The organism is Bradyrhizobium huanghuaihaiense (assembly GCF_025200885.1).
Classification (GTDB): Bacteria; Pseudomonadota; Alphaproteobacteria; order Rhizobiales; family Xanthobacteraceae; genus Bradyrhizobium; species Bradyrhizobium huanghuaihaiense.
Map to the genome: position 1 here is coordinate 5,484,321 of NZ_CP104172.1, position 14,181 is coordinate 5,498,501.

A 14,181-nucleotide genomic window follows, 5' to 3' on the forward strand; every position below is an offset into this window, starting at 1 on the left:
GGGTCCTTGAGGCTCGCCAACAACATTGAGGCCCAATGATCTCGAATTGGCTCGCGGCAGCGCTTTCCCGCCGCAATATCCACTACGGCTGGGTGATGGTCGGCGTGACCTTCCTTGCCGCGCTGATCAGCGCCGGCACGGTCGGAGCGCCCGGCGTGTTCATCGTTCCCCTGCAGAAGGAGTTCGGCTGGAGCACGGCGCAGATCTCCTCCGCGCTGTCGATCCGCTTCATCCTGTTCGGGCTGATGGCGCCGTTCGCCGCCGCCCTGCTCAACCGCTACGGCCTGCGCAACGTCACGCTGACGGCGCAGCTCATCGTGGTCTCGGCACTGGTGCTCTCGCTCGGCATGACCGAGATCTGGCAGCTCATCGCGCTGTGGGGCGTCGTGATCGGCATCGGCACCGGCATGACCGCGCTGGTGCTGGGCGCGACCATTGCGACGCGCTGGTTCGCAGCACGACGCGGCCTCGTGGTCGGCATCATGACCGCGAGCGTCGCCACCGGCCAGCTCGTATTCCTGCCGCTGCTCGCAAGCCTCACCGAACGCTTCGGCTGGCGCCTCGCGCTCGGCTTCGTCTGCATCATGCTCGGCGTCTCGGCGCTGGCCGTGCTGCTCGCGATGCGCGACCGGCCGAGCGACCTCGGCCTGCGCCCGTTCGGCGACGAGGGCACCGAGCCCCTGCCCGCACCGCCAGTGAGCCACGGCTCGATCACGGCGGTGGCGCTCGGCACGCTGCGTGACGCCTCCAAGTCAACCGCATTCTGGATCCTGTTTGCGACCTTCTTCGTCTGCGGCGCCTCCACCAACGGCCTCGTGCAGGTGCACCTGATCCCGATGTGCCTCGATTTCGGCATTCCGCAGGTGCAGGCCGCGAGCCTGCTCGCCGCAATGGGCATCTTCGATTTCTTCGGCACCATCATGTCGGGCTGGCTGTCGGACCGCTACGACAACCGCTATCTGCTGTTCTGGTACTACGGCCTGCGCGGGCTCTCGCTGATCTTCCTGCCGTTCAGCGATTTCTCGTTCTATGGGCTCTCGATCTTCGCGATGTTCTACGGGCTCGACTGGATCGCGACGGTGCCGCCCACAGTCCGCCTCACCGCGCAGAAATTCGGGCCAGAGCGCGCCAATCTGGTGTTCGGCTGGATCTTCGCCGGCCATCAGCTCGGCGCCGGCACCGCAGCGTTCGGCGCCGGTTTCTCACGGACGGTCTACCAGAGCTATCTGCCTGCGTTCTTCATCGCCGGCGCGCTCTGTGTGTTCGCCGCGCTGATCGTGCTGGCGCTGTCGCGGCAGCCGAAGCTCCAGCCCGCGGTGGCCTGAAGCTAATACCTGATCGTGGTGGTGACGCCGAACACTGCGGCGTCACCGATCCGCGAGACGCCGGTCGGATCGTTCGGGTTCGGGACGCCGCCCGAGGGCCGGAACACGTATTGGAAGTACGGCGCGATCAGCCACCCCGGCTTGATGTGCGCCTCGTAGATCATCTCGAGCAGCGTCTCGTTGCTGCGCACCGGCCCCTGTACGCCGGTGTAGACATTCGCATCGACGTCGAGACGACGCGCGGTGTTCGATATCCGCATATAAGCCATCGCCACGCCGAAGCGGTCGAGGGGACGGCCTGGCGTGAAGCCGACGAAGCCGATGCCGCCGTCGAGGTAAAGGTCGATCAGATTGCGGTCCGGCGGACTGTAGGCGATGCGGCCGAACGCCGTGATGCCGGGGAGCGAGGCCGAGGTGCTGTTCTCCCTCACCTCCGGCGGGCGGTAGAGCACCTGCTCGATCACCGCGAAGATGCCGTAGTTGCCGCGCAGCCTGGCCGGAATGCCGCTTCCAGCGGGATCGGCGATGGACTGCCCTTCCGCGGTAAAGCGCTGGCTGTCGAACGAGCCATAATGCTTCCAGGCGCCGGGCGTGAAATTGCCGGCGAGCGGACGACCGCCAAAGTCGATGTCGTAGTTGAAGCGGACCTGCCCGATCACCCAGGGCGGATCGTTGACGCGGAAGGCGAGGCCGTGATGGTCGCGAATCTGCGGGTCCTGATCGCCCGGGCCCGAGGGATCACCGTTGAACACTGCGCCATAGGCGGTGACCTGGTCCGACAGCGCCGCCTTGATGCGGATGCCGGGCACCGCGATCGGCGGCGCCGGGCCCCCGGCCGGAAGATTGCTCGCCTTGATCGCGGGCCAGCCGAAGGTGCCGTTGATGAAGAGGTCATCGGTCTGGCTGTCGAAGAACTCGACGTCGGCGGCCTGCTGACCGGCCCTGATGTTCAGGCGATCGCCAAAGAAGCTCTGCTCAAAATAGGCGTTGTAGAGCCGCTGGTCGGGCAGCGCCTCGATCTCGCTGATGGTGGCGAGGTTTTGCACGTAGTTGCGGGAGAGCCCCTGGCCGTAGATCACGAAGCCATTGGCGTAGAAGCGGCCGCCGGTCCAGCCGACCAGCTTGTCGAGATCGGCATCGACCGACAGATCGAGCCGGCCGAAATGGATGGCGCCGCGCTTCACGCCGCCGGAAACGTTGGCGATGTTGTCCGCGATGTAGGTCGCGCCGAAGTTGAGGCCCTTGTTGGCGAGGCCGTCATGCCACTCGTTGAACCATTTTGGAAACAGCCATTCCGCCGCGCTCTCGTCCTTGGCACCGGCAAATGCGCTCGTGCTTGCCGCCATGCCGGTCAGCGCGACCGCGGCCGCCAGGGATTTTCGGGTACTCCAACTCACGATCGACGCGCGCTATTTGAAAATGCCCGTGCGCCGCATGAAGAGATAGGCCGCGCCGACCGAGGAGGCCATCAGCACCGCCGCCCAGAGGAACCGGTCTCGACGTCGGTGAGCGGCAAGCCCTTGGTGTTCATGCCGAAGATGCCGGTGATCAGCGTCGGCGGCAGCAAGAGCGAGGTCACGATCGAGAGCGTATGGAGGTGGCGGTTGCTCTCCTCCTCGTTCTTGAAGCGCAGCTCCTCCTCGAGCAGGCGGCTGCGCTCGCGCAGCTCGACGATGTCGTGATCGAGGCCATCGAGCCGCTGCGCGAGCTTGCCGGCGTGGATGCGAAGCGCGGGCGAGAGGTGGTCGGTGTTCTTCTGGTCGAGGCGGTGGAACAGCACGCGCAGGCCGGTGAGCTGGCGATGCAGCCGGACGCAGGTGCGGCGCAGGCGGCCGAGGTTGCGGCGCATCTCGGACTTGGCCTCATCCGCCAAAATGCGTTCCTCGATATCGTCGATCTCCTGGCCGAGCTTGTCGACCATCCGGTCGAGCGTGTCGGCGACCTCGTCGACGATCTTTTCCAGGAGATGAGCGACATTGTCGACGCGGTAGCCGCCTTCCAGCACCCGCCGCGCCGCGTCGGCCGAGCACAGCGCCTGATGACGGCCGCTGACCAGGAGCCGCTCGGTCATGGCGAAGCGCAGGAACGCGGTCTCCTCCGTCGGGCTGTCGATCTCGCGGACGAGATCGGAGAACACGCCGTAGACGCAATGGTCGATGACGTGGAGCTGCTGGAACGTGTCGTGCGAGAGCAGCAGATCACGCGCGAGCGGCGGCAGGCTGGACGCCGCAATCCATGGACGCACGCGCGCGTCCGTCAGGTTGAAATGCAGCCAGAGGCGGCCGTCATGGCTGAACTCGATCGGCCGGTCGATCGGCAGCGCCTCGGCGCTGCCGTCGCTGTGCAGGCGGAACGCCCAGACCAGGCCGGGAATGGCGGGGTCAGTGTCCGATATCGCGCTGACAAGCTTCGCCGGCTCAGCCATGGATAGCCCCAACCGTCAACCAATGCCCCGTCGCCGGACGATGGCTGACGGCATCGCCCGGCTCCACGCGGGTACTCAATTACGCCAGTGTTACAGTTTGATGATGGCGCCCTACTCCGCGGCCAGCCCCGTCGCAGCCACAGCTTCGGCTTCCTTGACATAATCGTGCACGACACGGCCGAACGGCAGCGTCAGGTCGGCGATGTAATGGTGCGCACCGAGGCAGCGGCGGACCGGGAAGTCCGCGACCGGCGCGTTGACGTGCGGCACCAGATGCAGCCGGCCGGGTCCCATCCAGGAGCCCTTCGGCACGATGTCGGTGAGGTTGATCGCGACGAGCTGGCAGACTTCCAGACGGCCGTCGACGCCCGGGATCATCTTCAGATTGATTTGCGTCTTCGACAGCGTGGCGCGGGTGAGATCGCCGTTGCCGGCCATGCTCTCGTGCTTGTAGCCCATCGTGCCCATCGCGACGAGCTGGCCGGCATATTCCAGCGTGCCCGTCAGCGTGTCCTTGACGATCTCGAGCTTGGGATGGGCGTACTTCTTGGGAAAACCCCAGATCTCGCGGCCGGCCGCGATCGGCGGATCGTCGTCGAGGTACATCTGCGAGACGAAGTTGACCTCCTCGCCATCGAGGCGCGCGGGGATGACGAGGCCGGATTCGGTGTAGCTGCCGAAGCCGGAAGAGTCCGGCATCTTGATCCATTCGTAATGCACGATCGGCTGGTCGATCGGCTCCAGCGGCTCAGGCAGGCCGGCGCGGATCAGGTCGGGATCGGTCTCGTAGGTGATGACGAGGAATTCGCGGTTGACGAAGCGGTAGGGCCCGGCCGGATAGCTCGGCCCGGCGGCCGGCATGGACGGAAGTCTCAGCACATCTTCCCTGCGCATCGCTGGTCTCCTGATGTCTGTGATGCCCGCCCGGCAGCGTCAGGCGGTGATGCAGATTGCTAGCCGCACTCGTTGACTGCGATGTGAAGGATTTCCGTCAGGCCCACGACCGCCGGCATTCCCGTTCCGGCTGACGTGCATGCAGGCGATGCATCGGCGCCGAAATTGTCATCACGCCGTCACCGCGGGACGCAATCGTCGTAGACACTCAGGAGGCATCACCATGGACGCCCGCACATCGGAGCCGACCTACTCAACGCATCAGCCTGCCTCACGCGGCTGGCGCCCCGAGCGCTGCGACCGCGTCGCGCTGGTGCTGCAGGGCGGTGGTGCCCTCGGCGCCTACCAGGCGGGCGTTTACCAGGCGCTGCACGAGGCCGGCATCGAGCCCGACTGGGTCTGCGGCGTCTCGATCGGCGCCATCAATTCCGCCATCATCGCCGGCAACCGGCCGGAGCAACGGCTGGAAGCGCTGCGCATCTTCTGGGAGCGCATCACCAACCGCAAGATCTGGCACTACACGCCCGATGGCGACGTCTTCCGCCAGTGGCGCAACCTCACCAGCGCGTGGATGACCTCCACCCTCGGCCAGCCCGGCTTCTTCACGCCCAATCAGGTCAACCCCTGGTTCAGCCCGGTCGGCGCCAAGACCGCCACCAGCTATTACGACACGATGCCGCTGAAGGAGAGCCTGCGCGAGCTCGTCGACTTCGATCTCATCAACGAGAAGAAGGTCCGCTTCGCCGTCGGCGCGGTCAACGTGCTCTCGGGCAACTTCATCTATTTCGACAACGCCCATGACGAGATTGTCCGGAGCACATCATGGCATCGGGCGCCCTGCCCCCGGCGCTGCCGATGGTGCGGATCGGCACCGATCATTTCTGGGACGGCGGCATCGTCTCCAACACGCCGCTGCAGCACCTGCTCGATCAGGAGGACGCGCTCAATTCGCTGGTGTTCCAGGTCGATCTGTTCAGCGCCCGCGGCGTGCTGCCGCGCTCGATCCAGGACGTGATGGCCCGCCACAAGCACATCATGTATTCCTCGCGCACGCGCCACAACACCGACGTCTACCGCCGCACGCACAACCTCAAGGTCCTGCTCTACAAGGCGCTGGCGAAGCTGCCGGACGAGCAGCTCTCCGAGGAGGAGCGCCAGCTGAAAGCGAGCCTGCGCAACATGCCGGAGATCGCGATCCTGCATCTGATCTACCAGCAGAAGGCCTATGAGGGCGATGCCAAGGATCACGAATTCTCGGGCACCTCGATGCGCGAGCACTGGACGAGCGGCTACGAGGATACCAAGCGCACCCTGAAGCGCCGCGACTGGATCAAGATGCCGGACGAAGGCATGGGCCTCGTGGTGCACGACGTGCACCGGGAGACGGAGAGCGCGTGAGGCAGCTTTCTGGAAGCGCGAAAACAAAAAAGTGCGAAAACAACCCCATGCACAGTAGCCGGGACGTGCTGGATCAATGACTTAGCGCGTCGGCTCGGCGATTTGACCCGTCGGGCAAAACAGGGGCATAATGCGACTATTCCGAATTCCTTCTCCGCCATTCCGCAGAGGGGCGTGATCGGGCTGACGCCGCTATGCGCCTTCCGGATGACGCCTCAGCAGCTCTTCTGCTGCAAGTGCTGGATGCAGGTGCAGGTCGTCGACGTCGACGAATACTTCACGTCGTAGTACGGAAAGCTCGACGAGGTCGGGCTGTTCGTCGAGCAGCGCGGGAACAGGTAGTAGCTGTCGCTCAGCTTCACGGTGCCGGCGATGGTGTAGCCGAGATTCGTCGTGTAATTATAGCTAACCTCGCTCAGAATGAGCGAGATGTTCTTATTGCTGGGATTGTTCGGGTCAGGTGCGGTGAACGAGGACAAGGTCATCGGGTCCCCCTTCTTTCTCGCCGCCGACGTATTGGTTGACTCGCTCCATTGCACGGTCGCGTTTCCACTGCCGTCGGTGGAGACTTGAGACACCGTGATCGTAATCAGCGAAGCCCCGCTGGAATCCTTGACGGCATAAGGCGCCATGATCGCCTGCGCCGAGCCGAGAATGGCTTGCATCCGGGATGTGCTGAGCGACGTGTTCTGCGTGACCATGTCGGCGACACTGTGCGCGGTGGCGCTGACCTTGACGTTCATCGCCAGCCCATTGCCGAGCTCGACGCCGCCGACGTAGAGCACCAGCATGAACGGCGCTACGATGGCGAACTCCGTCGCGGCGACAGCGCGGTCGTCGGCTAGCAGGCGTCGAGCGCGAGACGACAAGGCGGCGATCATCAGGAGGCTCCTGGCTCGTTCTGGAACGCGGCCGACGACGTGAGCAGCCGATTGCCGGTCGAAAGGTTCGAGAGGTTGAAACCGAGCGGCCCGAGCATGACGGGCCATACGTACATCACCCGGAGAACGACGATGTCGCCGGCATCTCCCGGATTGTATTGCCAGGTGTTCGTGACGGCTCCCGAAGCGTCGAAGGTCAAGGTCGGCATGCCCGTATTGGCGGCGGACCACGAATTGGCCACCTGCAGGTCAACCATCAGACCACTGCAGGTGAACAGGATCGAGATCTGGTCGCAGACCTTCTGCTTGAAGGCGGCCTGGGTCATCTGCGCAGACTGCACCTGCCCGGTCATGACCAGGCGCGCGGATTGACGCGCGATGTTTTCGAGCAGCTGTTGGGCAAAGAAGACGAGGAACGTCTGAAGGAGCGCGATGATGAGGGCGAGGAACGGCGCGGCCACGAGCGCGAATTCGACGGCCGTGGCGCCCCTGCTGTCGCGCGCGAAAGCAGCGCCGCGATGGCGGCGTCTCTTGGTTGTTGCAACGTCCGGACCGGTCATGGCGTTTCTCTACTGCACCAGGCTGGCCGTGCTGGACGCGACCTTGATGAAGAGGTCCGTCAAGGCCGCGGAAATATCGCCGCCCGTCTGAACACTTTTATAGAAACCAGGCGAGGCGCATGCCTGGAGGTTTTGCGCGATCTTGCCGGTTGAGGAAGTAGGCTGGTCGTACTTGTCGATCCAGGTCATGTACCAGTTATCCGTTTTCTGGATACCGGTGGCGGAATTGGCGATGAGCTGCAGATACTCGGTGTAGAGGACGGCGATCTTGATGCCCCGGTTCTTGATGGTCGTGCACATCGTCGTGTCGAGCGGCTGCTGGCATCGACTGTTGGAGGCAAAGCTCGCGTTGGGGCAAGTCGCGGAGATCTTGTCTTCGACGCCGTCGGTGACAAGGAACACCACTTCCTGCGGCGTATCTCCCGACGCGTTGCTGCCAAGCCCGGGCGTGGGCATGATGTCGTTGATGCTTTTGAGCGCGCCGGCGATATCCGTGCCGTTGTCGGTCTTGCAGTTGGTCGTCGGAACGACGCAGTTCTGGTAGGCGACCGGCATCAGCGAGATGTTGTTGACCTGGCCTCCGGCGAGGCTCGGGGTGGTCAGCTTGGCCAGTTCGTTCAAAGTCAGGTCGAACGTATAGAGCGCCGCTTTGTAGGTGGTGTTGTTCAAGGCCGCCATGCACTGCATGACGCCGCCCGAAATGCCCGACTGCGGGCAGTTCGACCACGTATTGAGCAACTGGTTGACGGCACTCGTCACGAGATCGATCCGCAACTTGATATTGTTGGATCGTGCGATCGCGAGGTTATCCTTGGTCCCGCCGTCGTGAGCGATATTGGTCTGATGACAGGCGAAGCCGCAGTTCTGCGAGGCCGCCGCTGTCTGGTACGCGGGGGCGGTGTACTTGATGAGGTTGCTGATGTCGGTCGTGGTCGCGCCGATGCCCATGGACGGCGAGTCGTCCATCAGCAGATAGAAATTCATGTTGGGCGCGCTGGATGCCTTTGCCGTCGCCGAACCGCCGATTTGCCAGGTCTGCTTGCCGAGCACGCCGGGGAAATTGTTGACCGAGCCCGCCGTGTAGGACACCGTGATGCTGCGCGAGAGCCCGGAATCGGTGACCGTGATGGTCGGCGTCGGCACCGCCGCCAGACCGGAAAGATTGGCCTTCGCTGCGAACACGGCTGCTGCGGTCGCCTTGACGACCGTGGCGTCGCTTTGAGTCAGCATCGCCGGCCGCACGGCGGCGATCGCAGCCGCGTCGGCGGCCGCGTTCAATTGCTCGCGCTTGCGCAAGGCCAGCGTGTAATCCAGCGTCATGCCCAGGAGAAAGATGATCGGAACCATCATCAGCGCGAAGATGATGGCGACATTGGCCTTCCGGTCTCTGGCGAAACGAAGCACTGCGCGGCGGAGCATTGCCCTTAACCCTGATTGCCGTCGTTGCGGCAGCGACACATCCCTGAACTGGTGTGATTGGGGCGGATTGAGGGGTTTTCAGCCCATTCCTCGCCTGATCACGGGCCGACTATGAGGATGGGCTTCTTAATCAACGCTTACGGGCAATCCATAAACATGGACCGCAACAAATTGAGATGTGTCTTATTGAGAGGGCATCATTAACGCCAATTAAACAGGTTCCCGGAGATTGCAGCGATGGGGTGCAGGGACGCGTAATGCGTGCGGCCCCCGGTCGCCGGGCGGCTTCGAGGCGCGCATCAAGGACATGGCGGTATGGGGACGCCGGACGTGCCCCAATTGATTGCGTGCCGAAACGCGAGGCGCCTCCGCACAGGCGGAGATCGAGGTCACTTCGCTTCCTTGTTCAATTCGATTGCGACCTCCGACATCCAGGAGCCCGGAGCTTCCATCAGGAAGGACTGATGCGTGGCCTTGGTCTGGATCGTCACCAGCGCGGCCACCGTGTTTCCTTCAATCCGGGCCTCGATCAGGCCATCCCTGTTCGTGCCGTAGACCTTGCCGCCCTGGCGGTACTCGCTTTCGAACCAGTTTCCCGAAAGCTCCGTCCCGCTCTGCTCGATGTTGGCGGACAGGGCCATCTTATACGCATCGCTCGCGCAGCGCAGGTCCAGTGTCAGCGACCGTCCGGGCCGCGTGACGTTGTACGCCACCTTGCAGCGAACCTTTTCACGCGGGCCGTCCGACGGCTTCATGGTGCCGGTGCCCGACCATGCGCCGGCCAGGCTGTCGAACACCTGCTCTGCCTGCAACGGGCTCGCGCCGACGAGAACAAGACAAACCACGCCGACACCGATACGCCCGGCCATGGACTTCAATAGCATCTGCCAATCCTGATCCGTAAAATCCGCGCGCGTCCTAAGCGTGAACAGCCGCGAGATGTTGGCGAAGATGTTTACAAATGTTGCGGAGATTGCCCGAACGTTGCCGCCGTCATTGCGAGCGCAGCGAAGCAATCCAGAGTCCCTCCGCGGAAAGATTCTGGATTGCTTCGCTGCGCTCGCAATGACGGGTTCGTAAAGCCGAGCTTATTCCTCAGCGGTGGTGTTCGCCGCGACAGCAGGGCCTCACGGCCTGATCGTCATATTCTCCGGCGGGCCGGCCTTGCGCAGCGGTTCGGCCAGCCGCGCGAACTCGCAGAGCAGCGAGCGCGTCTTCCGGGGATCGATGATCTCCTCGACCCAGAATTTCTCGGCCGAGCGGAACGGCGAGCGCAGCTTGTTCAGCCGCTCCTCGATCTCCTTCAGTTTCGCGCCCTTGTCCTCAGCCGCATCGATGTCGGCGCGGTAGGCCGCTTCAATGCCGCCCTCGAGCGGCAGCGAGCCCCAATAGGCCGACGGCCAGGCGTAGCGGATCGAGAAGCGGTCGGCCGGCTGATGCACGACACCGGCGACGCCAAAGGCGTTGCGCAGGATCACGGTGCACCAGGGCACGGTGGTCTGGTTGACCGCGGCCATGGCGCGGACGCCGTGACGGATGGTGGCGGCCTTCTCGGCATCGAGGCCGATCATGAAGCCGGGGCAGTCCATGAGATAGACGACTGGCAGATGGAAGGTCTCGGCGAAGTCGACCCAGCGCACCACCTTCTGGCAGGCATCCGCCGTCCAGGAGCCGCCATAATGAAAACTGTCGCTGGCGAGCACCAGCACCGCCCGGCCCTCGAGCCGCGCGAGACCGACAATGATCGGCTTGCCGAAGTTCTTCGCGACCTCGAAGAACGAGCCCTTGTCCACGACCGACTCGATGATCGGGCGCATCTTGTAGACCTGCTTGCGGTTGCGCGGCACCGCGCTCATCAGCGCTTCGTCGCCGCGCTCGGGACTGTCCGCGCAGGGCAAGGTCGGCGGCAGTTCGTAAACCGACGACGGCAGGTAAGAGAGGAAACGGCGCGCGCAGGCGAACGCCTCCTCTTCGGTGTCGACGGCATGATCGACCGCGCCGGCGCGGGTCTGGATCTCGGCGCCTCCGAGCTCCTCCTTCGAGAGATCCTGCCCGAGCGCCTTCACCACCGGCGGGCCCGCGACGAACATCGCGGACTTCCGCGTCATGATGGAATAGTGACTGGCGGCAAGACGCGCCGCGCCAAGGCCTGCGACCGAGCCGAGGCCGAGCGCGACCACGGGCACGCGCGACAGGTTCTCGGTCGTGAAGCGGTACCAACGCGTGCCGCCGATGCCGCCCGGCAAATTCGCCGCGCCCTTGGTCTCGATCGTTTTCACCGAACCGCCGCCGCCGGAGCCTTCGATGATGCGGACGATGGGCAGGCGGAAGTCGTGCGCCATCTCCTCCGCCATCAGCGGCTTGGCGGAGATCGACGCATCGGCCGAGCCGCCGCGCACGGTGAAATCGTCGCCGACCACGACCACGGTTCGGCCGTCGACGCGCGCGCGGCCAAACACGCAGTTCGCCGGCGTCAGTTTCTTCAGATCGCCGCTGGTATCGTACTCACCGATGCCGGAGACGGCACCGATCTCGTGAAAGCTGCCCTTGTCGATCAGCTTGTCGATACGCTCCCGAACAGTCAGCCGGCCCTGGTCATGCTGTCGCTTGACCTTGTCAACGCCGCCCATCTCCCGCGCGAAGGCTTCGCGCCGGGCGAGCTCGTCGAGTTCCGGCTTCCAGTTCATTCACTCCCTCCGAGTTGATCGGCTTGTTATTGTTGTGCACGGCCATTGCGACCGGTTTGCGCGAGATGCGGTTGTTGAAGACGTCGCCTTCCGCGCCCTCCATCAGGCTGCCGAGCGAGCGGCCGAGCGCGAGCATGAGCGGAGCGACCTCGTCATGCAGACGCTGCTCGTCATACATCGCCGAGAGAAGGCCGATCGTGATGACGACGAAGGTCTGATATTGCGGCGACCAGATCGGCACCGCGAGGCCGTTGATGTGCGGGCTCCACAACCCGCAGGCCACGACATAGCCGCGCTCGCGCAGCGACTGCCGGTGAGCCTCGATGCGAGGCTTGAGGATCTTCGCAGCCTCGGGCGCTTCGCGCTCCATCTCCGCGATGAAGGCATCGCCGACTTCCGGCGACAGCGCCGCAGTGTAGGCCGCGCCCGCAGCGGTCGAGGCCATTGAGATGCGGCTGCCGGTGCCCTCATGCAGGCCGAGCGCAGAAGCCGAGCGCGCGAACTGGAGATAGACGAGATGGAAGCGGTCCGGCACGACGAAGCCGACCGTGCCCGGCAGCTGCTCGGCGACTTCCTGCAGCCGCTGGCGGATCATGCTGCGCAGCTGCGCGCCCTTCATCATCGAGGCACTCATCGCCACCGCGCTCGGGCCGATACGATATTTCTGATCGCGCGGCAGATAGACGAGCTGGCCCATGCGCGTCAGCGTGTGCGTGAGCCGCGACACCGTCGAGCGCGGCAGGCCGCAGCGATTTGAAATCTCGAGATTGCCGAGCCGGGCCTCGTGGCCCTCGAAGCATCGCAACACATCGAACGCGCGCGACACCACCTGGATGACATCACCCTCACCGGCTTCGCCAGCGAGCGCACCTTGCCTACTCAACCGCTCCGATCGTCGTCCCATGTTCCCTACTTTGTTTGTTCCGCTCTGCGGAATTAAATTCCACTTGCAGACGACGCTACCTCAGGCATTTTGCGACGACAACAAAAAGGCGATGGCATGCCAGAAATTAAGATCGTCACGGAGGTCGCCGGTCGCATCTGCGCAACTCCCGTGCAGGTTGGAGGAACCGTCGCGGATGGTGACGACGTTGTGGTCGTCGAAGCGATGAAGATGGAGATCCCGGTGCCTTCGCCCGCGAGCGGAACGATCACATCGCTTCTGGTGAAGCTCGACGATCTCGTCGCCGAGGGACAGGCGATCGCGATCGTCGCGAACTGACTGCATTATCCCAGGCTTCCGCGACAATCTGTCAGTCACATTCCTGCATGCGCGGTACGGCGTTGCTATCGTCTGATACGGATGACATGATCCGATTCAAACAAAACCTTGTTTCAAACAAAGAAAGAAAATCCTCGCGGCAAAGCGCGGATCATTGGAGGGAAACATGTTTCGAGGGCTGCTCATGCTCGCGCCTGCCCTGGTGGCGGGCATTTCTTTTGCGTCTACACGCTATGCATTCGCCGAAGATACCAAGCTGCCGGCGACATTGACGTTCACTGCCTATGACACCGGCACCGCCGGCTTCAACATCGCGGTCGGCGTCGGCAAGATGATGAAGGACAAGTACAGCACCGACGTGCGCGTACTGCCGGCCGGCAACGACGTCGCCCGCCTCGCGCCGCTACGCGCCAAGCGCGCGGCCTCCGCGGCGATGGGATCGGGCACCTATTTCGCGCAGGAAGGCGTGTTCGAGTTCGGCTCCAGGGAATGGGGACCGCAGCCGCTCCAGATCATGCTCTCGACGGTCGATTGCAATTGCGGTTCGCTTGGCGTCGCAGCCGACACCGGTGTGAAAGAACTGAAAGACCTGAAAGGCAAGCGCGTCGGCTTCGTGGTCGGCTCGCCCGCGCTGAACCAGAACTCGCTCGCGGTGCTCGCCTTCGCAGGCCTGACGCAGAAGGACGTCAAGGCGGTCGAGTTCGCAAGCTACGGCGCGATGTGGAAAGGGCTGATCAACAACGACGTCGATGCCGCCTTCGGCACCACCATCACCGGCCCCGCCAAGGAAGCCGAGACCTCGCCGCGCGGCCTGATCTGGCCGCCGCTGCCCGCCAAGGACAAGGAGGGCTGGGCGCGGATGCAGAAGGTCGGCTCGTTCTTCTTTCCGCAGGTCGCGACCTGTGGCGCCGGCATCTCGCCGGAGAAGCCGGTCGAGCTCGGCAACTACCCCTACCCGATCTTCGTCGCCTACGCCTCGCAACCCGCCGACCAGGTCTACGCCATCACCAAGGCGATGATCGTCAATTACGACGCCTACAAGGACTCCGCCCCCGGCGCCGGCGGCCTTGCCGCCGACCGCCAGACCAAGAACTGGGTGGTGCCGCTGCATCCCGGCGCGGTGAAGGCGATGAAGGAAGCCGGGCAATGGTCTGACGCGCAGGAGGCGCACAACAACAAGCTGTTCAAGCGGCAGGAGGTGTTAGCTGCCGCCTGGACAGACTACGGCAAGTCCAATCCGCCCTCGGACGAGAAGGCTTTCCTGGATGGCTGGATGAAGGCGCGCGCCGCGGCGCTGGCCAAGGCCGACATGCCGAACGGGTTCGACTGATCGTTAGACCTGCCTGCCGCAGATCGTTTTGAGGAGAGCG

The 14,181-nt window shown here is 64.0% G+C and carries 11 protein-coding genes and 2 pseudogenes; 4 read left to right on the plus strand and 9 right to left on the minus strand.

What is annotated here, in order from left to right; genetic code table 11:
* Positions 1-35: 35 nt before the first annotated feature.
* Positions 36-1,325, plus strand: a complete 1,290-nt coding sequence (locus N2603_RS26410) for an MFS transporter (RefSeq protein ID WP_018645747.1) — start codon at positions 36-38, stop codon at positions 1,323-1,325.
* Positions 1,326-1,327: 2 nt separating this feature from the next.
* Here the strand turns inward: N2603_RS26410 and N2603_RS26415 are convergent, their stop codons facing one another.
* The 3 genes and pseudogenes from N2603_RS26415 to N2603_RS26425 form a co-directional block, all read right to left on the minus strand.
* Positions 1,328-2,671 carry a carbohydrate porin gene (locus tag N2603_RS26415; protein ID WP_311741563.1) on the minus strand — a complete coding sequence of 448 codons (1,344 nt, stop codon included), beginning with the start codon at positions 2,669-2,671 and terminating at the stop codon, positions 1,328-1,330.
* Positions 2,672-2,734: 63 nt separating this feature from the next.
* A pseudogene (locus N2603_RS26420) lies at positions 2,735-3,750 on the minus strand (transporter).
* Positions 3,751-3,861: 111 nt separating this feature from the next.
* Positions 3,862-4,644: an acetoacetate decarboxylase gene (locus N2603_RS26425; protein WP_260384441.1), complete on the minus strand. Its 783-nt coding sequence runs from the start codon at positions 4,642-4,644 to the stop codon at positions 3,862-3,864.
* Between the two features lie 223 nt (positions 4,645-4,867).
* On the opposite strand from N2603_RS26425, the pseudogene N2603_RS26430 reads away from it, so the two are divergent.
* A pseudogene (locus N2603_RS26430) lies at positions 4,868-6,042 on the plus strand (patatin-like phospholipase family protein).
* Between the two features lie 215 nt (positions 6,043-6,257).
* Here N2603_RS26430 and N2603_RS26435 read toward each other — a convergent pair.
* The 6 genes from N2603_RS26435 to N2603_RS26460 all read right to left on the minus strand — a co-directional run bounded on the left by N2603_RS26435 (position 6,258) and on the right by N2603_RS26460 (position 12,493).
* Positions 6,258-6,923 (minus strand): TadE/TadG family type IV pilus assembly protein, encoded by a 666-nt coding sequence (locus N2603_RS26435; RefSeq protein WP_260384442.1) that lies wholly within the window; start codon positions 6,921-6,923, stop codon positions 6,258-6,260.
* Complete coding sequence (locus tag N2603_RS26440; protein ID WP_260384443.1) at positions 6,923-7,483, minus strand: TadE/TadG family type IV pilus assembly protein; 561 nt, start codon at positions 7,481-7,483, stop codon at positions 6,923-6,925. Before N2603_RS26440 ends, N2603_RS26435 begins: the two co-directional genes overlap by 1 nt.
* Before the next feature lie 9 nt (positions 7,484-7,492).
* The gene (locus N2603_RS26445; RefSeq protein ID WP_018645735.1) at positions 7,493-8,902 is read right to left on the minus strand and encodes a TadE/TadG family type IV pilus assembly protein; all 1,410 of its coding nucleotides are present in this window, start codon (positions 8,900-8,902) and stop codon (positions 7,493-7,495) included.
* Positions 8,903-9,291: 389 nt separating this feature from the next.
* Positions 9,292-9,786, minus strand: coding sequence for a hypothetical protein (locus tag N2603_RS26450; protein WP_026312424.1), 495 nt, complete (start codon positions 9,784-9,786; stop codon positions 9,292-9,294).
* Positions 9,787-10,029: 243 nt separating this feature from the next.
* Positions 10,030-11,589 (minus strand): acyl-CoA carboxylase subunit beta, encoded by a 1,560-nt coding sequence (locus N2603_RS26455; RefSeq protein WP_260384444.1) that lies wholly within the window; start codon positions 11,587-11,589, stop codon positions 10,030-10,032.
* Positions 11,519-12,493, minus strand: coding sequence for an IclR family transcriptional regulator (locus N2603_RS26460; RefSeq protein ID WP_260384445.1), 975 nt, complete (start codon positions 12,491-12,493; stop codon positions 11,519-11,521). The genes N2603_RS26455 and N2603_RS26460 overlap by 71 nt, the downstream gene beginning before the upstream one ends.
* 96 nt (positions 12,494-12,589) lie before the next feature.
* Here N2603_RS26460 and N2603_RS26465 point away from each other — a divergent pair, with 96 nt between their 5' ends.
* Together N2603_RS26465 and N2603_RS26470 are read left to right on the plus strand one after the other, a co-directional pair.
* Positions 12,590-12,811: an acyl-CoA carboxylase biotin carboxyl carrier protein subunit gene (locus tag N2603_RS26465; protein WP_018645731.1), complete on the plus strand. Its 222-nt coding sequence runs from the start codon at positions 12,590-12,592 to the stop codon at positions 12,809-12,811.
* Positions 12,812-12,977: 166 nt separating this feature from the next.
* Positions 12,978-14,141 (plus strand): TAXI family TRAP transporter solute-binding subunit, encoded by a 1,164-nt coding sequence (locus tag N2603_RS26470; protein ID WP_260384446.1) that lies wholly within the window; start codon positions 12,978-12,980, stop codon positions 14,139-14,141.
* Positions 14,142-14,181 lie beyond the last annotated feature (40 nt).